Origin of the sequence: Sinorhizobium sp. RAC02, assembly GCF_001713395.1 — a bacterium.
GTDB lineage: Bacteria > Pseudomonadota > Alphaproteobacteria > Rhizobiales > Rhizobiaceae > Shinella.
This window is the reverse complement of record NZ_CP016452.1, coordinates 946,857-967,498: the sequence shown is the minus strand read 5'-3', so window position 1 is coordinate 967,498 and position 20,642 is coordinate 946,857. Positions and strand designations below refer to the sequence as shown.

The window sequence follows — 20,642 nt, the reverse complement described above, 5'->3', positions numbered from 1 at the left end:
TGGCGCTATTGATTTCGCGACGGCGCGCCCCCATCTACCGATCACTGCCCGTTATGATGATTGCCTGCAGCGACAGATTTGTCGCGCGTTCGCAGCTGTCCGGGTCCGAAGGGCGCTCCCCGAAAGGGTCGAGCGCCCTTCGTCATTTGGCGAGCCGCAGGCATCGGACCCCTTGGCCAACTTTGTTTTGAAGCACCGCGTCAAGCTGGCGGCAAGTTGTCATGCCAATATCTGCTTCATGCCCGATTTTCGCGGCGAAAGAAGCACTGCAAACAGCAGTGTGAAGACCAAGGCCATCCCGACATAGAGGATGCGGGTCGCGAAGGATTCGGCCGCACTTCCCGGCAGCGGCGACACCCCCAGCCCGAACAGGATCAGGAAGATCGTCAGGGCACCTGCGAAAACCGGTGCGTCCTTCGACGGGGCGGCTGCGCGCCCGCCAAGCAGAAGCGCGGCCACCAGGACGATGATGAAGATCGTAAAAAGACTGGGCCGCAGGTCCAGGATCGCATAGGCGAGCGAGGCGAGCACGCCGCCAAAGAGATTGACAATCACAAGCCCGACCGCTGCACGACCGCTTGCCGCGAGGTCGAGCTGTCCGAGCAGCGATGCCACGGTTATAGGGATGACCGCAGCGGCGTTCAGATTATCGTTCGTCAGGCAGATGACGACCGATGCGAGGAGGATTGCGGTGTTGGCCAGCGCACGCCCCAGAGCTGGCGGCCGCTCTTCGGGCGGGGGTCCATCAGCGCTCTGCGCAGGCGGCTCGGGAAAGATCGCATGGGCGATCCACGCGAGAACCGTTGCGGACAACACGCCGCTGACGAGGATGAAGAGGATGGAACTGGCAAGCTCCTTGTTCAGGATTCCGAGCAGCGGCACGATGATCGCAACGACGAGGACGAGAAAGACCGCAGGACCACCCTTGCCCGTCGATTGCGCGACGAAGCACGAAAAATAGACCAGTCCCAACATCGGGAGGAGCACCAGGGGATGCTCGGCTGTCAGGATCGTCAACGCCATCAAGGCGATCCCCGTGAGCAGGATCACCAGCGCTGCTCCGATAGTCTTTCGCAGCGGCATGGGCTGCGCGCTTCCCAACAGGAACTGCGCGGCGAACAGCGGTCCGAGAAACGGAACGATGGCGCCCGAAAACACCGCGAACGTGAAGCCGACGGAGACCGCGAAAGCGACCCGCAGCCCCTTGCGCTTCTGCTCGGCGACGGCGGCGCTGTCAGTTGACATAGGTCAGCACCGAAATGATGCGCATCCGCAACGAACCCCATGCATTGGTTATCGGGTTGTCTCCGGTATAGATGACGACGTTTGCCTGCGAGCCGTAGCGCACGCCACCCTTTGGCCTGTCCGCCTCCTCGATGGTGAGGCGAACGGGGAAGCGCTGCGCCTCGCGGACCCAGCCGCTGTCATTCTTGATCGTCGGCAGCCCGGTGCTCGGGTCCGTTCCGCCCTGCGACACGCCGAACCCGACGCTTTCCACCGTCGCCGGGAAAAGCCGTCCCGGCAGGGCATCGAACAGCACCTCCGCCCGGTTGCCGACAGCAACCTTCTCGAGGCTGTTCTCCTTGAAGGCCGCGTTGATCCAAATCGTGCCGGCGTCGATGAAGGTCATGGCGGGCTGGCCGGCCGAGACGACCTTGCCGATGGTGAGCTGAAGATTGGTGACGACGCCCGCCGACGGCGCCTTGACGACCGTGTGGAGAAGATCGAGCCGGGCCTTTTCAAGCGCGGCGAGCGCTGCCCTGAGCTGCGGATTGTCCTTGCCCGTCGGGCCGAGCTGCTCTCTCGCCTTGGCAAGATCGGCCTGTGCCCCCGAAACTGCCGCCTCCGCCTGATCATAGGCAGACTTGGCCGCATCGAACCGCGCCTTGGAATAGACGCCGCGCTGCACCAGTTCGGAGGCGCGGGCATATTGGTCGCGCAGATTGTCCCGGTCCACCTGGATCTGCACGAGCTTGGCCTGGGCGGCATCCACTGTCGCCGTCGATGCCCCGATCGACTGGCCGGCACTGGCAAGCGCTGCCTCGGCCTCGCTGACGGCAAGCTCATAGCGCGTGGGATCGATGCGGAAAAGAACCTGATCGGCCTCGACCCGGGCATTGTCGGCAACGCCGACCGCCACAACCCGGCCTGTGACTTCGGACGCGATCCCGACGATATAGGCCTGCACCTGGGCTTGCGACGTCGACGGCGTGCGCCGTTCCATGAAGATCGACAGCACGAAGAAGGCCAGCGCCAATGCCACGACGACCAGGGCGATCCTGCGCAACGGATTGCGGGGCGGCGGCGATGGGACGGGCTCGTCAGAAATCTCGGAAACCACTTTGTCATCCTTCAAATGCACGGGGTCGATGGGTTACCGTCCAACAGCGATTTCCGATCACACTCTCATCAGCAAGGCCATGCCACGCACGCACAGCAGGCAGTGATGCTGCGATGTTTGCTGATGAACGCGAACGTCGTGGAGTAAGTTACCGTAGCCAACAGCTGCATGACCGCCTGCCTTGCCTGCTATCGCAGCCCCCCACAGGACATTTTCTGGCGGCGTGTCTCTTTCAACGGCCGCGCAGGCCTTGCCGTAGAACGCGAACGTCTTTGCGGTTTTCCACGACTGCACACCTGTAAACGGCCGGCCACCAACGACGCCTATCTTAGCAAATCAATGATAGCCCCCAACCCGATCTCCGCAAATCCTCATCAGCAACACGGCGTGCAATTTCTCCCATAAACGGACGTAACTTACCCGAAGTTACGGGCAAGCGTGCACGCCATCGCGTAGATTTCCCTTGGCGTCTATCGATCACTGCAACCGCCGGGGGGCGACAGTGAGCAATGGCAGGACGCCCGCGGGGAATATCGGTGATCAAAGCGGGTTGCGTTGCCTACCAGAAGCCCGGGGTTCTTCTCCGCCGCCTGAAATCGATCCTTGTCTGCGCCATGCTGATCGTGCTCGGCGGTTGCGGCGGCCATGCCCGGAACGTGCTCGTTCCTGTAGCGGATAGCGAACAAAAATCCACCAAGGTGAACATGCTCGTGACCACGACGCGCAGCCGCTCGGTGGTTCAGGGCGAAATGTTCACGGGTGAACGCGCCCGCGACGCCGCCTTTGCGGATATCACCGTCTCCATCCCGCCCAGCGACGCCCGGAAAGTGGGGGAAGTCGCCTGGCCAAAGAAGCTTCCCTCCAATCCGGCAACCGATTTCGCGACACTCAAGGCCGAAGAGATCAACCGCGAAGGAGCGCAGAAATGGCTGAACGCTTCGCTGAAAAAAAGCGGAGACGGCAGCGTGCTGGTCTTTATCCATGGCTTCAACAACCGCTTTGAAGATTCCGTCTATCGCTTCGCACAGATCGTCCAGGATTCCGGCGTTCACAGCGCTCCGGTGCTGGTGACGTGGCCATCGCGCGGAAGCCTGCTTGCATACGGCTATGATCGGGAAAGCACGAATTACTCGCGCAACGCGCTGGAGATGCTTTTCCAGCATCTCGCCAAGGAACAGAATGTGAAGGAGGTCTCCATCCTCGCGCATTCCATGGGAAACTGGCTTGCGCTGGAAGCGCTGCGCCAGATGGCCATCCGCAATGGCCGGCTCCCAGCGAAGTTCCAGAACGTGATGCTGGCCTCACCGGACGTCGACGTCGATGTTTTCCGCCAGCAGATCGCCGACATGGGCGAACACCATCCCAATTTCACATTGTTCGTCTCGCGGGACGACCGCGCGCTTGCGGTATCGCGCAGGGTATGGGGCGACGTAGCAAGGCTTGGCGCCATCGATCCCGAACAGGCGCCGTTCAAACAGGAGCTGGCGGACAGCCAGATCACGGTCATCGACCTCACCAAGGTCAAGGCGGGCGACAAGCTCAACCACGGCAAGTTCGCGGAATCGCCGGAAGTCGTGCGCCTCATCGGGGCACGGATCTCCGACGGGCAGACGTTGACCGACAGCAAGGTGGGGCTGGGCGACACGCTTCTTGCCGCAACGACGAGCACGGCGGCGGCGGCCGGCAGCGTGGCAGGCCTTATCCTTGCCGCTCCGGTCGCCGTCATCGATGCGGATACGAGAGACAACTATGCGGGCCATGTCAGCAGCCTTACCGGCTCGGCCGATACGAAAGGGCGGCCGTCGAAATGCGTGGCCGGCCACAACGGACAAAGGACGTGCGCACGCCAATAGACGGAAGCAGCGGGATTTCGAGCGACGTCATTCGAGCAAGGGCAAGTGATGGCAGCATTTTCGAAAATGGTCTCCGTCGGCATGATGTTCACCGCGGTCGCGCTGTCGGTCGTCATTCTCCTTGGCGTTTCCGCAACCGCAGCGCAGGACAACACCGAAGCGAAGGCGCAGCCCGAGAGCGTTCAGCATTTCATCGGCCTGCTTGCAAATCCGGACGTACAGGCGTGGCTTTTAGAGCAACAGAAAAGCGCCACGCCAGCCAAGACGGAAACGGAACCGGCGCAACCAGCGTTGGGCGACAGGGTTTCCTTTGCCGACGTTACGACGAAATTTCGCAGCCATGTCGCTGACCTTCTCGCCGCCGCGCATTCCCTCCCTTCGGAGACTTTCCGCGCGGGCGCGCTGCTCGAGCGCGACATCCGGACGAATGGCGGAACACGCCCGGTTTTCCTTGTCGCGGCGTTCGTTGCAGCCGGGCTCGGCGCCCAATGGCTGTTCCGTCGGGCCAGCGCCGGCTGGCGAGCCCGCATGGCGACTGCATCCTTTGCAACGGTGCGGGAGAAGCTGATCGCCATCGCCGCCCGCTTGCTGTGGGCGGCCTGCTACGTGCTGTCGTTCGGGCTTGGCAGTATCGGGTTCTTTCTCCTGTTCGAGTGGCCGACGCTCATCCGTGAAGTGGTTGTGGCATACCTGTTCGCGATCGTCGTCTTCCGCCTCGCAACGGCACTGCTCGACGTCGTTCTGGCGCCGGTCCGGGAAAACGAGAACCAGTTTCGCCTCGTGCCGGTTTCCAATGAAACGGCCCAGTTCTGGGCAAAGCGTCTGGGCTACGCCATCGGGTGGTACGCCTTCGGCTCGGTGACGATCCGCCTGCTTAGCACGCTCGGTTTTTCCGATGCCACCCGCCAACTCGTCGCCTATTCCCTCGGCCTCGTACTCTTCGCAATCGGCATCGAAGCTGTCTGGCGCGCGCCGCGTGAAGCGCCCGCCGGCCGCGCCGGTCTGCGGCTTCGAAAGGTCCTCTGGACGGCCTATCTGGTTGGTGTCTGGCTGCTGTGGGTCATCGGCGCGATAAAGCTGTTCTGGATCGCCGTCGTCTGCGCAGCACTACCGGCCGCCATCGCCCTCACAAGGGCGTCCGTCAGCAATATCCTGCGTGCCCCAGGGGCGGAGGACAGCCAGGAGAAGGGCACCGTCCTCTCGGTGATCATCGAGCGCGGCATAAGGGCGGCGCTGATCGTCGGAGCGATCGTTTTTCTCGCCAATGTGCTGGGCGTCCGCCTCACCGAAATGACGATGCAGGATTCGCCTGCGCTGCGCCTTGGCAGGGGCCTGTTGAGCGCGGGTATCATTCTCCTCGTCGTCGATCTCGCCTGGAACATCGTCAAGGTGCTCATCGACCACAAGATCGGCGACAGTCAGGAGGCGTTCGAGATCGGCAGCGAGCAGGAGCGCCGGCGCTCCCGGATACGGACGCTGCTGCCCATCCTGCGCAATCTCCTGATGATCCTGTTTGCAGCCGTCGCCGTCATGATGGCCTTGTCCTCGCTCGGCATCGAGATCGGCCCGCTGATCGCTGGAGCCGGCGTGGTCGGCGTTGCCATCGGCTTTGGCGCGCAGACGGTGGTCAAGGACATCATCAGCGGCATGTTCTACCTACTCGATGATGCCTTCCGGGTCGGCGAGTACATCCAGAGCGGCAGTTACAAGGGTACCGTCGAGGCTTTCAGCCTGCGCTCCGTCAAACTCAGGCATCATCGCGGCCCGATCTACATCGTCCCGTTCAGCGAACTGGGTGCGGTGCAGAACATGAGCCGCGACTGGTCGGTCGTTAAGTTCTTCCTGTCCGTCGCCCACGATTCCGACGTGCCGCAAGTCAAGAGCATCACGAAAGCCGTTGGCAAGGCCCTGCGCGAGGATCCCGAATTCAACCCGCTGATCATCGAGAACCTGAAGATGAAGGGTGTCGAGGAGATCAACGACTACGGCATCAAGCTCAGCTTCGGGATGACCATGAAACCCACGTCCTTGCAGTCGGCCATCCGCCGCCGGGCCTATGCCATGATTCGGGAAGCCTTCAACAAGAACGGCATCAAGATCGCCGTACCGACCGTGCAGGTTTCGGGGGGCAAGGACGAGGACAGTGTCGCCGCGGCGCAGAAGACGCTGGCAACGCAGAAAGCGGCGCTGATGCCCGCCCCGACGTGAGAACGCCGCCCTTCCGGTGAAACCAAACAGACGAGGACGTTGGAAGACATGAAGGCCCCGGAAAGCGCATCGTCCTTGTTCGCCCCACGGGTCCGCGCGCCCGTCATCACCCGCTCTCCCCGCTAGGGGCTGCCAAGCGTCACAAAGCCAAGAGGAACCGTTCCATGGATTTCACAGTCATCGATGCCGCACTCGTCGGAAACCTGCTCCTCCTGCTTCTCATCGGTATGGGGCCGAAAATCGCCCTGGTGCCGTTTCTCGAAAAGACCCATGCGTTCGATGCCGAAACCAAGGCGCGCATCGGTCGCCAGATGGTCATAGCCGCGCTGATTACGGCTCTGCTGCTTTTTGCCACCGGCGCTCTGTTGATGCGGCTTCTCCACATTACGGGTGGTGCCGTCGCCGTGGCTGGCGGCATCATCCTGGCACTTCTCGCGATCAAGATGGCGGCCGGGCCGATCGAAAAGCCGCATGACGAAATCGGACTGCCGGTCGATCCGGCAAAGATCGCCATCTTTCCGCTCGCCGTGCCCTATTTGCTCAACCCTGTCGGCATCACGGTTATCATTCTCGTCTCGGCGGAAGTCTCATCAATTGCCAGCGTCGCCATGGTCATCGGATTGATCCTGCTGGTTGCCGCGTTCGACTATCTCATCTTCACCAACATCGATGTGCTGGCAAAGCGCATGAAGCCTGCCAGCCTGGTCGTCTCCGAAATCGTCTTCGGGATCCTGCTCACCGCCGTCGCCGTACAATTGTTCGTAACCGGGCTGGGTAAACTCGGGATCATTTCCCCGGTCGCGGTTCACTGAGGGTTGCGTGATCTGCTTGTGGCACGCCGGGCAACTTGGCCCGGCGCGCCCAGCCGACGAGAAAGACCGGCCCGGCCTTTCGTTCAAGGCATTTGTTGGTGATCACCATCGCCTGTCTCCGAGAGACGTCGCTCTTACCCGAGCTTCAGCGACCCGTCATTCACCGCCATGGCCTCCCCTCGCGAACGCGCAGCCTTCAGTGATTATGCCTTGGCGGCGTCTCCGCGATCTTGCGGAAATCGGCGGCGCCTTCGATGACCGCGCCATCGGCAAGCTGGGTCACGGTCTGGCGGTAGAGCCGTTGCCAGGGCGTCGCATCAGCCGGCACCGGTGGAATGCCGTCTTCCTTTCGCCTCTCGATCTCGGCCGCGTCCACCAACATGTCGCAGCGACCTTTCTCGAGGTCGATGCGAATCGTGTCGCCGGTCCGTAGCCAGGCGAGGCCGCCGCCGGCCGCACTTTCCGGCGATGCATTGAGGATAGACGGGCTGTCCGCCGTGCCGGACTGGCGCCCGTCACCGATCGTCGGCAGGCTGGTGATGCCGCGCTTCAGCAGATGATCCGGCGGCTGCATATTGACGACCTCCGCCGAACCCGGCCAGCCGAGTGGCCCGGCACCCCGAATGACGAGGATGGTGCGCTCGTCAATGTCGAGCGCCGGATCGTTGATGCGCTTGTGATAGTCCTCCGAGCCATCGAAGACGACCGCCTTACCCTCGAAAATGCCTTCGCGGCCCGGCTCGCTGAGATAGCGCTCGCGAAACTCCGGCGAAATCACCGAAGTTTTCATGATCGCGAAATCGAACAGATTGCCTTTCAGCACGAGGAACCCCGCTCGTTCTTTCAGCGGTTCACCATAGGGCCGGATGACCTCGCGGTCGGTCGCCGCGCGGCCTTCGAGGTTTTCCAACACGATCTGCCCCGTCACGGTGGGACAGCCTCCGTCCAGCTTTCCCGCATCGAGCAGTTCGCGCATGATCGCCGGCACGCCACCGGCGCGGTGGAAGCGCTCGCCAAGGAATCGTCCGGCCGGCTGCACGTCGGCAAGCAGCGGAATGTCGTAGCCATGCACCTGCCAGTCCTCGGGCTTCAGGTCCACACCGGCATGTTTTGCCATGGCCATCAGGTGCGGCTGGGCATTGGTCGAGCCGCCGATCGCGGAATTCACGCGGATAGCATTGAGGAAGGCCTCACGGCTCAGGATGTGCGAGGGACGGATGTCCTCCAGCACAAGTTCCACCGCGCGGCGGCCGGTACGATACGCCATCTGACCGCGTTCGCGATAGGCGGCGGGAATGGCCGCGCAGCCGGTCAGCGACATGCCGAGTGCTTCGGCGAGCGCGTTCATCGTCGAGGCTGTGCCCATCGTGTTGCAATGGCCGATGGAAGGCGCCGAATCCATCGCCGCCTGCAGGAACTGTTCATCATCGATCGTGCCCGCCGCCAGCTTGCGGCGCGAGCGCCAGATCACCGTACCGGAACCGACGAGATCACCCTCGTTCCAGCCGTCGAGCATCGGCCCGCCGGACAGCACGATCGCCGGGATATCAACCGTGGACGCCGCCATCAGCGCCGAGGGCGTGGTCTTGTCGCAGCCGGTCGTCAGCACGACGCCATCGAGCGGATAGCCGTACAGGATTTCGACGAGGCCGAGATAGGCAAGGTTGCGGTCAAGCGCTGCCGTCGGCCGCTTGCAGTTCTCGAAGATCGGATGCGTCGGGAACTCGATCGGGATGCCGCCCGCATCGCGGATGCCGTCGCGCACGCGTTTTGCCAAATCGACATGATGGCGGTTGCAGGGTGTCAGGTCGCTGCCGCTTTGCGCGATGCCGATCACCGGCTTGCCGGAGCGCAGCTCCTCCGGCGTGATACCGTAGTTCATGAAGCGCTCGAGATAGATCGCGGCCATATCGATGTGATCGCGGTTATCGAACCAGTCCTGCGAGCGCAGCCGGCGTTTGCCTGTCGTTTCGTCCGTCATGAAATCCGCCTTGTGAAAATATCCGTTCGCACTGTTCCACCGCTTCCCTTTGCGATCAACCGGCCGGCGATGCAGTGTTCCGCTTTATGCAGCTATCAAAATTGCTGACTGGATCGGCTGGAGGGAATGTGTCACAGCCCTCGCATCCCGAGACCCGAGTTCCCGCCATGACACACTTGACCGCCGCCTCCCCTGCTTCAGGCACCGCCCGCCTCGGCGTGATCCTGATGCTGCTCGGCATGGTCATGTTCTCGCTGAACGACGTGCTCGGCAAATGGCTGGTCGCGACCTACTCCGTCGGCCAGCTCATGCTGATCCGCAGCATCGCCGCGATCGTCGTGCTCGCGCCGTTCTTCTGGCGCGTCGGTTGGCGCCGCCTCATCGATGTCGACCGGCCGAAACTGCACCTGCTGCGCTCCGCCCTCTTCGCCTTCGAGGCCTCCGGCTTCTACTTCGCCGTCGCCTATATGCCGCTTGCCGACGCCATGACCTACTGGCTTGCAGCCCCCATCTACGTCGCCGCCATGTCGCCGCTGCTGCTCGGCGAAAAGGTCGGTTGGCGGCGCTGGTCGGCCATCATCGTCGGCTTCATCGGCGTGGTCATCGCACTGGAACCATCGAAGGATAGTTTCACCCTGCCTGCCCTGATCGCCGTCGCCGGCAGCCTCGCCTTCAGCCTTGCCATGGTGCTTGGCCGATCGCTGCGCGCCGCACCCGATACGACGCTGGTCTTCTGGCAGGTGGCGGGTGCCGCGATCTTCGCGGGCGTCTGGTGTCTTGTCGACCCCGCCGGCTGGGCGCCGGTCAGCAGTGTCGATTTCGGCCTGCTGAGCCTGCTCGGCATCGTGGCGATGGGCGCGCATATGCTGGTCAACCGCTCGCTGAAGCTGGCGGACGCCTCGACCGTCGTACCGCTGCAATATACGCTGCTGATCTGGGCCGTGCTGTTCGGCTGGATGTTCTTCGGCGATGCGCCGCGTCCGGCCATGCTGATCGGCGCCGCCGTCATCGTTGCCTCCGGACTCTTCATCTTCTTCCGCGAGCAGCAGCTGAAACGCCGCGCCCGCGGATAAGAAGCCGACGCGCAAGCCGCTACTTGCCGAACGTGTAGGCCGCGATCGACTCCGGCTTCATCTCGATGGAAAAACCCGGCAGCGAGGGCGGCATGTAGGCGGCATTCTCGATGCGGCAGGGGTCGATGAAATGCTCGTGCAGATGGTCGACGAACTCGATCACCCGGCCTTCCTTGGTGCCTGAAACCGCGATGTAGTCGATCATCGACAGGTGCTGCACATATTCGCACAGGCCGACGCCGCCGGCATGCGGCCAGACCGGCAGGTCGAATTTCGCGGCCATCAGCAGCACGGCGAGCACCTCGTTGAGGCCACCCATACGGCAGGAATCGATCTGCACGATGTCGATCGCACCCTCGGCGATGAACTGCTTGAACATGATACGGTTCTGGCACATCTCGCCGGTCGCGACCTTGACGGGATGGATCGCCTCGCGGATCGCCTTGTGGCCGGCGACGTCGTCCGGACTCGTCGGCTCCTCGATGAAGAACGGCTTGTAGGGCTTCAGTTCGTTCACCCAATCGATCGCCTGCCCGACCTCCCAGACCTGGTTGGCATCGATCATCATATAGCGATCATCGCCGATGACCTCGCGGGCAATGCGCAGGCGCCGTTTGTCGTCTTCAAGATCGCGGCCGACCTTCATCTTGATATGGGTAAAGCCCTGGTCGACGGCTTCCTGGCAAAGCCGACGCAGCTTCTCGTCGCCATAGCCGAGCCAGCCGGCCGAGGTCGTGTAGCAGGGATAACCTTCCGTCTCGAGCTTCGCAATGCGCTCCGCCTTGCCCACTTCTGCCGTTTTCAGGATCGCGAGCGCCTCGTCCGGCGTCAGGGCGTCGGTAAGGTAGCGGAAATCGATGATATCAAGGATTTCCTCCGGGCTCATTTCGGCGACGAGGCGCCAGACCGGCTTGCCGGCCTCCTTGGCCAGGAGATCCCACACCGCGTTGACCACCGCACCGGTTGCGAGATGCATGGCACCCTTGTCCGGTCCGATCCAGCGGAGCTGGCTGTCGCTCGTGACGTGTCGCCAGAAGCGGCCGGGGTTTTCGCGCACCCAGTCAAGATCGAGGCCAATTACCAGGTGCTTCATTGCATCGATCGCGGCACAGCAGATCTCGTTGCCACGGCCGATGGTGAAGGTCAGACCGTGCCCTTCCAGACCGGCATTTTCGGTGCCCAGCACGACATAGGCGGCGGAGTAGTCCGGATCCGGGTTCATCGCATCCGAACCGTCGAGGCTCTGGGAGGTGGGAAAGCGCAGGTCGATCGAGCGAAGGCTGGTGATCTTGGTCATGGAAGCGGCCCTTGGCGTGGTCGAGTTGGCCGCCGGCGTCCTGCCGACGGTCGGAGATGTCTTAGATGGTCCAGCCGCCGTCGATGGCGTAGGCCTGACCGGTCGTGTAGGTGGCGCCGGCGAGATAGACGGCGAGATCGGCGATCTCCTCCGGCGTACCGATGCGGCCGATCGGCTGGCGGGCGATGAAGGCGGCCCGCGCCGTCTCGTAGTCGCCCTGCGCCTTCAGGCGATCCTGCAGCGAGGGGCTTTCGACGGTGCCGGGGCAGATCGCGTTGCAGCGGATGCCCTGCGCCACATAGTCGGCCGCGACTGACTTGGTGAGGCCGACGACGGCGGCCTTGGTAATGGTATAGGCGGCGCGGTTCGGCACGCCCTTCATGCTGGAGGCGACGGAGGCCATGTTGATGATGGCGCCGTCCTTTCGTTCCAGCATCGCCGGCAGGACCGCACGGATGGTGCGCACCATGGCCCGCACGTTAAGATCGAAGGCAAAGTCGAGGTCCTTGTCCGCCATGTCGAGGATCGATCCCGCATGCACGAAACCGGCGCAATTGAAGAGCACGTCGAACGGACCGGTGGCGGAAACGACACGATTGACTGCCTCTTCGTTCAAGACGTCGAGAACATAGGTTTCGATATTGGCCTCGCCGGCAAGGCTCTTCAGGGCGTCGGCATTGATATCGGTGGCGATCACCGTGGCGCCTGCGGCAGCAAAGGCGAGCGCGCTCGCCCGGCCGATCCCCTGCCCGGCGGCGGTGATGAGGACGCGCTTGTTTTCAAGTGACTGGGACATGTGGACTCCTCGATAGAATGTCAGGTGCTCGGGCGACGCTCGACAACATAGATGTGATCGGCGGCAAGTACGACCTCACCCTTTTGATTGATGACTTCCGTGCGCTCGACGATGCGGCCGGAACCGGCGCGCTTGGGGTCGTCTTCCTTGGCCGTTATCGTCACGCGGGTGTGGATGGTGTCGCCGATGAAGACGGGTTTGATGAAGCGCATGCGATCGTAGCCGTAGGAGAAGGCGGCCGGATTGATGACGCTGGCGGTCAGCCCGACGCCGATCGAAAAGACCATGGTGCCATGGGCGATGCGCTGGCCGAAGGGCTGCGTCTTCATGAATTCCGCATCCATGTGATGCGGGAAGAAGTCGCCCGTATGGCCGGCATGCACCACGAAATCCGTTTCCGTGATTGTTCGGCCGTAGGTCGTGCGACCCTCGCCGATCGCATAGTCCTCGAAATACTTGACCTGTTCCATGTCCTGTTCCTGTCTAGGGCCGGGTGGCAAGCGGCGTGGCGGGCGCGGCGCTGGAGGCGTAGGCTGCTTCGACAAGCGCCATGGTCATCCAGGCATCCTCGACCGACGAGACAAGATCGGCGTCCTCGCCCGAAACGAAACGCTGGAGGTTTGCCATGCGGCCGACGAAAGCATCCGGAAACCAGGTCCCTTCCAGCGGCACGGCGACCCAGCCATCGCCGCCCTTCGGATAGATTTCGAGAATGTCCGGCTCGCCGCGCGGATAGTCGAGATTGACGCCGAGCTGAAGATAGGCCGCTCCTTCCGTACCGGAGACACGGAACTCGCAGGCCTGGTGCTTGCGACCGAATTTGTGGTCGTGGTTGATCGACAGTGCGCAGCGCACGCGGTCGCCGTAGTCGAGGATCGCGGTGGTGCGGGTCTGCGCCATCCGGTGGTTCGGGTGGCCGATCGACTTGGCGTGCACACCCTTGGGATCACCCAACACCTGACGGATCACGTCGAGATAGTGGATCGAGTGCATGGCGATCTCGATGCGCGGCAGGCCTTCGAGGAAGGACCAAAGCTGCCATGGGGTATCGAGCGCGAGATAGACGTCGAAATCGACGACCTCGCCGAGCATCCCCCTGGCGATGGCATCCTTCAGCGCCAGCATCATCGGCGCGAAACGAAGCTGGAAGTTGACGGCCGCCTTGAGCTTCTTGTTGCGGCAGATATGCAGGATTTCAGTCGCCGCGGCGAGATCGGCGCCCATCGGCTTCTGGATCAGCGCTGCCGCGCCGTCGGGAAGTGCTGCAAGCACCTTGGCATGCGCGGCTGGTGGTGTGGCGAGATCGAAGATAGCGTTCTCCACCGAGGTCGCTTCTTCGACGGTTCGATAGGCTGTGACATCCCATGTGTCCGCGAGCGCTTTCGCCTTGTAATGATCCGGATCGTAGAGACCGGCAATCGGAAAGCCGCCCTTGCGATAAGCGGGATAGTGCGCATCGCCGACGATAGAACCGGCGCCGAAAGTGACGATCGGGCGCGGTTTCGACGGCAGAGGCCAGGACTGGGCAAGCGATTTGGGATCGAAGTCAGGCATGAAAGAACACCTCCTCCATGCCCGCCCACCATTCACCTTCCTTGCGCGTTTCCAGCGGCGCCTGGCACGGCATGCAGACGGCCCACCATTCCTGCGTCGTCGGATCTGCCGCCATCTTCGCCATATCGGCGGCATAATCCGTGCCGTGGTATTCGAAGAAGGAGAACAGCAGGTTTTCCGGCTCCTTCAGGAAGATCGAATAGTTTTTGATGTTGCAGGCCGAAATCCTCGCCAGCACCTCCGGCCAGACGGCGGCGTGCAGGCGCTTGTACTCGTCGATCTGCTCCGGCTTCACGCCGATCACCATGCCGATGCGCTGCATGTCTCAAGCCCCCTTGCGGATCTCGCGGTCGAATTCGGAAATCGAGCGGCTGCGGATCGCGTCCCAATCCCAGTCGATGCCGAGACCGGCGGTCGTGGGCGCGAGCGCCATGCCGTTCTCGACCTTCAGGCGCGAGGTGGTAATGTCGTCGAGCTGCGGGATGTACTCGACATATTTGCCGTTCTGCACCGCGCAGGTGAGGCTGACATGCAGCTCCATCAGGAAGTGCGGGCAGACCGGCATGTCGAAGGCTTCCGCCGCATGCGCCACCTTCAGCCAGGGCGTGATACCGCCGATACGGCCGGCATCAACCTGCACGATCGAGCACGCGCCCTTCTGCATATATTCGCGGAAGTGGCGGATCGAGTAGAGCGATTCACCGATGGCGATCGGCGTCGAAGTCGATTGATTGAGACGGACATGGCCGTCGATATCGTCGGCCGGCAGCGGCTCTTCGATCCAGCCGAGATCGAGCTCGCGCAGGCGCTCCGCCCGACGGATCGCCTCGTCGACGCTAAAACCCTGATTGGCATCCGTCAGGATCTCGTAGCCATCGCCGACGGCCTTGCGCACAGCCGAAAGCCGCGCAAAGTCCTCGGAGCCGTGCGGCTTACCGATCTTCACCTTCGAGCCGGTAAAGCCCTTCGCCTTGGCGTCCAGCGCATCCTCGACCAGCGCTTCCACCGGAATATGCAGCCAGCCGCCTTCCGTCGTGTAGAGCGGGCAGCGGTCCTTCGCACCGCCGGCGAGCTTCCAGAGCGGCAGGTTCTGTTTTCGGGCACGAAGATCCCAGAGCGCGGTGTCGATGGCGGCGAGCGCAATCGAAGTGATCGCGCCGATCGTCGTGGCGTGGGTGGCGAATTCCAGTTCGTGCCAGATCGCCTCGATCTGGTCGGCATCCCGTCCCAACAGACGAGGCGCAAGATGATCGGCAAGAAGCCGCATGACGGACGAGCCGCCGGTGCCGATCGTATAGCTGTAGCCGGTGCCGACCGCGCCGTCGCTGTCGGTGATGGTGACGAGCGGCGTTTCCTGGGAAACGAAACTCTGGATGGCATCCGTGCGCTCGACCTTCGGGCGAAGGTCAACCATTTTCAGTTCGACGCGTTCGATCTTCGCCATGTCAGCCTCGCAGGGTGCGGCCGCTGTCGCGGTCGAAAAGATGGGCCTGCGACAGGTCGAAGCAGAACGGCAGCGCCTCACCGGGCGAAAGCCGCCGCGGGTTCAGCATGCGGCCGACCCATTCCGCACCGGCATAATCCGAGAAGACCAGCGTTTCGTTGCCGAGCGGTTCCGTCAGGATGACGCGTAAATCCTGCTTGTGCACGTCGGCATCCTCGCCGGAATGAATGCCGTGGCCGGCCGGGTAGAGATCATCCGGGCGAAGACCGAAGGTCACCTTCTGCCCGGCCGTCACGCGGTCCTTGAACCGCGCCGGCAGCGGCAGACGGTCGCCATTTTCAAAGACCACTTGGCCGTCAGCCACTTCGGCATCCTTGAGGTTCATCGGCGGCGAGCCGATGAAGCCCGCGACGAATTTCGACTGCGGGCGCTGGAAGACATCCTCCGGCGTGCCAACCTGCTCGATATAGCCGTCGCGCATGATGACGATGCGGTCGGCGAGCGTCATCGCCTCGACCTGATCGTGGGTGACGTAGATGACGGTCGACTGAACCTTGGCATGCAGCTTCTTGATCTCGACGCGCATCTGCGTGCGCAGCTTCGCGTCAAGATTGGAGAGCGGTTCGTCGAAGAGAAAAACCTCAGGATTGCGCACGATGGCGCGGCCCATGGCAACACGCTGGCGCTGGCCGCCGGACAGCTGCGAAGGGCGACGGTCGAGCAGGTGGGTGAGGTCGAGCGTCCTGGCAGCCTCTTCCACTTGCGGCGCGATCTCCTCCGGTTTCTGGCCGGCGATCTTCAGCGAAAAACCCATGTTCTCGCGCACCGTCATATGCGGATAGAGCGCGTAGGACTGGAACACCATGGCAAGGTTGCGCGAGCGCGGCGGCAGGTCGTTGACGATACGGCCGCCGATCTTGAGGTTGCCCGCAGAGATTGGCTCCAACCCGGCGATCATGCGCAGCGTCGTGGACTTGCCGCAGCCTGACGGGCCGACAAGCGCGATGAATTCGCGGTCTGCGACCTCGAGATCGATACCATGCACCACTTCGACGGCGCCGTAGCGCTTGACCAGCTTTTCAAGGGAAACGGTTGCCATGGATTATCCTTTGACTGCGCCGGAGGTGAGGCCGGAAACCAGATGCTTCTGCACGATGAAGGTCAGCACGAGGGCGGGGATGATCATGATCACCGCCAGCGCACACATGCCGCGCCAGTCGATGGTGAACTCCGCCGTATAGTCGAGAAGGCCGACGGGCAGTGTCTTGGAATTGACGGAACGGGTAAGCTGCGAGGCAAGCGCAAACTCGTTCCACGAGGTGAGGAAGGCGAAGATGCCGGCGGATGCGATACCGGGGCCGGCGAGCGGAAACTCCACCTGCCAGAAGGCCTGCCAGCGCGTGCAGCCGTCGATCTGCGCGGCCTCCGCCAGATCCTTCGGCACCTGCCGGAAGAAGCCGTCGATCAGCCAGATGGTGAAGGGCACATTGAGCGCCACGTAGGCGATGATCAGCCCGAAATGCGTGTCGATGATGCCGAGCTTGGAATAGACGAAGAACAGCGGCAGCGAGAGCGCGATGCCGGGCACGGTACGCGTCAGCATCAGGCCGAGGAAGATCGAGGATTTCGCCCGAAAACGGAAGCGCGCGAAGGCGTAACCGCCGGCCATGCCGAGCGCCAGCGCGATCGCCGTAGAGGTAACCGAGATGATCAGCGAATTGCGGAAATATTCGATGACGGGAATGCCGCCCTGCCCCACGCCGGAAAACATCGCGACATAGGCATCGAAGGAGAGGTCCTGCGGGATCCAGACCGGCGGCTTCGCCATGATCTCGACCGTCGGGCGGAAAGAGGCCAGCACGATCCACAGGCCGGGCAGGCAGATGACGGCCATCGCCAGGAACAGGCCGATCTTGTGCGCGATCGACAGAAGGATGCCGTTGATGCGGGCTTTTGCGTTCTCGTTCATCTCACCACTCCCCCTACCATTCGGCTGCAATCTGGGTCCGCGCGGCCGAGAGCTTGCGGAAGAAATAGACGGTGAAGACGATGGACAGCAGGATCGCGACATAGGCCATGGCATTGGCGAGGCCCATGCGGGCATCGGCGTAAGCCGTGCGCGAGACCAGCGTCCAGAGCAGTTCCGTGCGCTTGGCCGGGCCGCCATCCGTCATGATCTTCACGATGTCATAGGCGCGTGCGACATCGAGCGAGCGGATCGTCATGGCGATATAGGCGAAGGGCATGATGAACGGCCAGGTGACGTAGCGGAAGGTCTGCCAGGGGGTGCAGCCATCGACGCGCGCCGCCTCGATCGGCTCCTTCGGCATGGCGAGCAGGCCGGCGAGGATGAGGATCGCGAAGACCGAGGTGGACGACCAGACTTCGGCGATGAGGATCGCGGTGAAGGCGAGCGTGCCGTCGATCAGCCACGGGATCGCCTGGTCCGTCAGGCCGAGCGACTGGAGTGCATTGTTCACGAGGCCGATATTGTCGTTGAACATGAACTTGAACTGGAAACCGACGAGGATCGGCGAAAACATCATGGGAAACATCATGATGGTACGAAGCAAGCGCTGGCCGCGCGTGGCCTTCTCGACCAGCATGGCCAGCCCCAGGCCGAGCAGCATTTCGACATTGAGCGCGACGGTGAGCAACAGCACGGTCCGGCCGAACGCCGTCCAGAACTCCAGATCCGTCAGGATGCGAACATAGTTGCGAAAGCCAATGAACGTGTAGAGCGACGCCGGCTGCGTCAGCCGGAATGGCGTGAAGCTCGAATAGAGCGACAGGATCAACGGGATGATGACGACGGCTGCCAGCACCAGGACGGCGGGCAGCAGAAGCAGAAACGGTGCCGGTGGCCTCCAGCCTTTCATGTCGGCTTCTCCTGTCTTCACGAATGCAGGAAAGACACCGCTTGCCGAAGCCGGCAGACGGTCCTGTCTTTCAGAATGTCACTAGAGGTGGCGGGTGGCGCCGGGCGAACCGGCGCCACGCTTGGCAATCAGAGTGCGCCGGCGTCTTCGAGGATCTGTGTCGCTTTTTCAGCGGCCGCATCCAGCGCTTCCTTGGAGGTCTTGTCGCCGAGGATGGCGGCCTGAAGCTCCGGATAGACGGCATTGGAGATCTCGATCCACGACGGCGTCTGCGGAACCGCGAAGGCGTGTTTTGCCGCCTCCTGGAAGGCAGTCAGCACTTCCTTGCGATACGGATCGCTTTCGGCCTGCTGGATGTTGTATTCCCAGACAGCGGTGCGCGTCGGCAGCGGACCGGCAGACGATTCGAGCTTCTGGCTGTCCTCGTTGGTGAGGAACCAGGCGAGCGAAGCGGCCGCTTCCTTGTTGGCGCAGCTTTCCGTGACCGAGAAGCCGTGGTGGCCGGACCAGCCGGTACGCTTGCCGGAAGAACCGGCCGGCTGAACCTTCACGCCGACATTACCGGCAACCTTGGACGACTTCGGGTCGTTGAAGAAGCTTGCCCAGCCAGGCCAGTCGAGGTTGACGGCAATCGTGCCCGAGGCAAAGCCCTGGCCGAGATCGTCCCACAGATAGTTCGTCGTGCCGACCGGCACGGCCTTCGCCTTATAGAGATTGACGAACCAGTCGAGCGCGCGGACGCCGGCTTCCGAGTTGAAGGTAGGCTTGCCATCGGCATCGAGATATTCGCCGCCTTCGGCGACCAGCATTTCATAGAAGCGGCCGTTGATCGCCTCTTCTTTGCCGGCATATTGCGTGCCGTAGAAATCCGGTGGATTGGAGAAGAACGTCGCCTGGTCGGTGACCTGCTGCCAGGTGTCCGGCGGGGTCAGATCATAGCCGTATTTCTCCTTGAACGCCGCCTTCTTGGCGTCGTCCTGGTAGAGGCTCTTCTGGTAGTAGAGGGCCGAGACGTCGAACTGCGCGCGCGGCAGCATCACCAGCTTGCCGCCGAGCGTGGAGGCAGCGATGTTGGCCGGTACGAAGGCAGCGATCTCTTCCTTCGGCAGCAAAGCCGCAAGATCGGTATAGATATCCGGATATTGCGGGGCGAAGGACGAGTGGTTCGAGCCGACGCACCAGGTGATGTTGCCGGTCGCGATGTCCGACTTGATCTCCTTGTCCAGCTCGAAGTGGTTCTTCTTCGAAAGAACGTTCACCTTCGCGCCGGTCGCCTTCTCCCATTCGGCGATGCGCGCATAGAGCGCTTCATATTGCTGACCGCCGATGAGCTTTGCATCGACGGTCACGCCTTCGAATTTTCCGGGCAGATCGGCGGCGAGCGCAGAGCCTGCGCACATCAACGCACCGACAGCGACGCCGGTTAGAAATCTCGACATGTTCTCCTCCCATGTGGCTTTCGCCAGCCCTCACCAATAAGAGCTTCATTCATATACAAACCAATTATTCATTCTTCGTCAAGCAGAAAACCGGTTTGCCGCATTGCCACGCCTTATTTCTGCGTATATGAATTTACTCATTCACTGGAGGATTTCAGGTGTCGGAAGAGGAAAACGATCGCTACCGGGCGCCGGCGCTCGACAAGGGTCTCGACATTCTGGAGCTCCTCGCGGCCGTCGATGGCGGGCTGACCCAGGCGGAAATCGCCAAGCGGCTCGATCGCAGCCCGAACGAATTCTACCGTATGCTCGACCGGCTGGTGAAGCGCGGCTACGTCACGCGCATCGATGGCGACCGCTTCTCGTTGACCCTGAAACTCTTCGGTTTGGCACAGCTCCATGCGCCGGTGCGCCGCCTTGTTTCCTTCGCCGTACCGCTGATGCGCGAGCTTGCGGAAGCCTCGCGCCAGGCCAACCAGCTCGTCGTCTTCGACCGCGGCAATCCCGTGGTCATCGCCCAGCAGGAGGCGCCGGGCTACTGGGGTATTTCTATCCGCGTCGGCTCGCGCATCGGCCTGTTCGACACAGGCTCCGGCCATGTTCTGCTCGCCTTCCGCTCGAAGGAGGAGCGCGAACGCATGATTGCCGAGCATATCGGCGACAGCAGCACGGACGGGCGCGTAACGCCGGAATTTTTGGCGCGGCTCGACCTCATCCGCACGCGCGGCTATGAGATGATGCCGAGCGCCCAAACTGCCGGCGTCATCAACCTTTCCGCCCCGGTGCTCGGTGCCGACGGCACCGCGATTGCCGCACTCACCGTCCCCTATATCACGCTGATCAACACGCCCGCCCCCGACATTTCCACGACGATCCAGCTGATCAGCGAGACCACCAGCAAGCTTTCCGAAATGGCAGGCGCCGGCTTCACTGCCGAAACATAAATTCGTATTTGAATAATCCAT

18 protein-coding genes are annotated in these 20,642 nt (G+C 62.5%); 5 read left to right on the top strand and 13 right to left on the bottom strand.

Features of this window, described 5'->3' with window-relative positions:
* Positions 1-219: 219 nt before the first annotated feature.
* Together BSY16_RS25620 and BSY16_RS25615 are read right to left on the bottom strand one after the other, a co-directional pair.
* Positions 220-1,245 carry a DUF2955 domain-containing protein gene (locus tag BSY16_RS25620; RefSeq protein WP_069062623.1) on the bottom strand — a complete coding sequence of 342 codons (1,026 nt, stop codon included), beginning with the start codon at positions 1,243-1,245 and terminating at the stop codon, positions 220-222.
* A complete protein-coding gene (locus BSY16_RS25615; protein WP_069063697.1) occupies positions 1,235-2,341 on the bottom strand; it encodes an HlyD family secretion protein in 1,107 nt (368 codons plus the stop codon). The genes BSY16_RS25620 and BSY16_RS25615 overlap by 11 nt, the downstream gene beginning before the upstream one ends.
* Positions 2,342-2,955: 614 nt before the next feature.
* Here BSY16_RS25615 and BSY16_RS25610 point away from each other — a divergent pair.
* The 3 genes from BSY16_RS25610 (at position 2,956) to BSY16_RS25600 (ending at position 7,214) form a co-directional block, all read left to right on the top strand.
* Complete coding sequence (locus tag BSY16_RS25610) at positions 2,956-4,194, top strand: alpha/beta hydrolase (protein WP_286157353.1); 1,239 nt, start codon at positions 2,956-2,958, stop codon at positions 4,192-4,194.
* Positions 4,195-4,242: 48 nt separating this feature from the next.
* Positions 4,243-6,402 carry a mechanosensitive ion channel domain-containing protein gene (locus BSY16_RS25605; protein ID WP_069062622.1) on the top strand — a complete coding sequence of 720 codons (2,160 nt, stop codon included), beginning with the start codon at positions 4,243-4,245 and terminating at the stop codon, positions 6,400-6,402.
* A 164-nt stretch (positions 6,403-6,566) separates the two neighbouring features.
* The gene (locus BSY16_RS25600) at positions 6,567-7,214 is read left to right on the top strand and encodes a MarC family protein (protein ID WP_069062621.1); all 648 of its coding nucleotides are present in this window, start codon (positions 6,567-6,569) and stop codon (positions 7,212-7,214) included.
* A gap of 196 nt (positions 7,215-7,410) precedes the next feature.
* Here BSY16_RS25600 and BSY16_RS25595 read toward each other — a convergent pair whose 3' ends face one another.
* Entirely contained in the window at positions 7,411-9,195 is a 1,785-nt protein-coding gene (locus BSY16_RS25595) for an IlvD/Edd family dehydratase (protein ID WP_069062620.1), read from the bottom strand.
* Positions 9,196-9,362: 167 nt separating this feature from the next.
* On the opposite strand from BSY16_RS25595, the gene BSY16_RS25590 reads away from it, so the two are divergent.
* Complete coding sequence (locus BSY16_RS25590; RefSeq protein ID WP_069062619.1) at positions 9,363-10,268, top strand: DMT family transporter; 906 nt, start codon at positions 9,363-9,365, stop codon at positions 10,266-10,268.
* Positions 10,269-10,287: 19 nt separating this feature from the next.
* On the opposite strand, the gene BSY16_RS25585 is transcribed toward BSY16_RS25590, so the two are convergent.
* From BSY16_RS25585 to BSY16_RS25540, 10 genes are all read right to left on the bottom strand, one after another.
* The gene (locus BSY16_RS25585) at positions 10,288-11,565 is read right to left on the bottom strand and encodes an L-fuconate dehydratase (RefSeq protein ID WP_069062618.1); all 1,278 of its coding nucleotides are present in this window, start codon (positions 11,563-11,565) and stop codon (positions 10,288-10,290) included.
* Between the two features lie 61 nt (positions 11,566-11,626).
* Positions 11,627-12,361, bottom strand: a complete 735-nt coding sequence (locus BSY16_RS25580; RefSeq protein WP_069062617.1) for an SDR family oxidoreductase — start codon at positions 12,359-12,361, stop codon at positions 11,627-11,629.
* 20 nt (positions 12,362-12,381) lie between these two features.
* Entirely contained in the window at positions 12,382-12,831 is a 450-nt protein-coding gene (locus BSY16_RS25575) for a MaoC/PaaZ C-terminal domain-containing protein (protein WP_069062616.1), read from the bottom strand.
* 13 nt (positions 12,832-12,844) lie between these two features.
* Complete coding sequence (locus tag BSY16_RS25570) at positions 12,845-13,915, bottom strand: Gfo/Idh/MocA family protein (protein WP_069062615.1); 1,071 nt, start codon at positions 13,913-13,915, stop codon at positions 12,845-12,847.
* Complete coding sequence (locus BSY16_RS25565; protein WP_069062614.1) at positions 13,908-14,237, bottom strand: L-rhamnose mutarotase; 330 nt, start codon at positions 14,235-14,237, stop codon at positions 13,908-13,910. The genes BSY16_RS25570 and BSY16_RS25565 overlap by 8 nt, the downstream gene beginning before the upstream one ends.
* Before the next feature lie 3 nt (positions 14,238-14,240).
* A complete protein-coding gene (locus tag BSY16_RS25560) occupies positions 14,241-15,359 on the bottom strand; it encodes a mandelate racemase/muconate lactonizing enzyme family protein (RefSeq protein WP_069062613.1) in 1,119 nt (372 codons plus the stop codon).
* A 1-nt stretch (position 15,360) separates the two neighbouring features.
* On the bottom strand, positions 15,361-16,458 hold the full coding sequence (locus tag BSY16_RS25555) for an ABC transporter ATP-binding protein (protein ID WP_069062612.1): 1,098 nt from the start codon (positions 16,456-16,458) through the stop codon (positions 15,361-15,363).
* Between the two features lie 3 nt (positions 16,459-16,461).
* On the bottom strand, positions 16,462-17,328 hold the full coding sequence (locus BSY16_RS25550; RefSeq protein WP_069062611.1) for a carbohydrate ABC transporter permease: 867 nt from the start codon (positions 17,326-17,328) through the stop codon (positions 16,462-16,464).
* Positions 17,329-17,341: 13 nt separating this feature from the next.
* Complete coding sequence (locus BSY16_RS25545) at positions 17,342-18,238, bottom strand: carbohydrate ABC transporter permease (protein WP_069062610.1); 897 nt, start codon at positions 18,236-18,238, stop codon at positions 17,342-17,344.
* Positions 18,239-18,366: 128 nt separating this feature from the next.
* On the bottom strand, positions 18,367-19,677 hold the full coding sequence (locus tag BSY16_RS25540; RefSeq protein WP_069062609.1) for a type 2 periplasmic-binding domain-containing protein: 1,311 nt from the start codon (positions 19,675-19,677) through the stop codon (positions 18,367-18,369).
* Positions 19,678-19,835: 158 nt separating this feature from the next.
* On the opposite strand from BSY16_RS25540, the gene BSY16_RS25535 reads away from it, so the two are divergent.
* Positions 19,836-20,621 carry an IclR family transcriptional regulator gene (locus BSY16_RS25535; RefSeq protein ID WP_069062608.1) on the top strand — a complete coding sequence of 262 codons (786 nt, stop codon included), beginning with the start codon at positions 19,836-19,838 and terminating at the stop codon, positions 20,619-20,621.
* Positions 20,622-20,642: the final 21 nt, after the last annotated feature.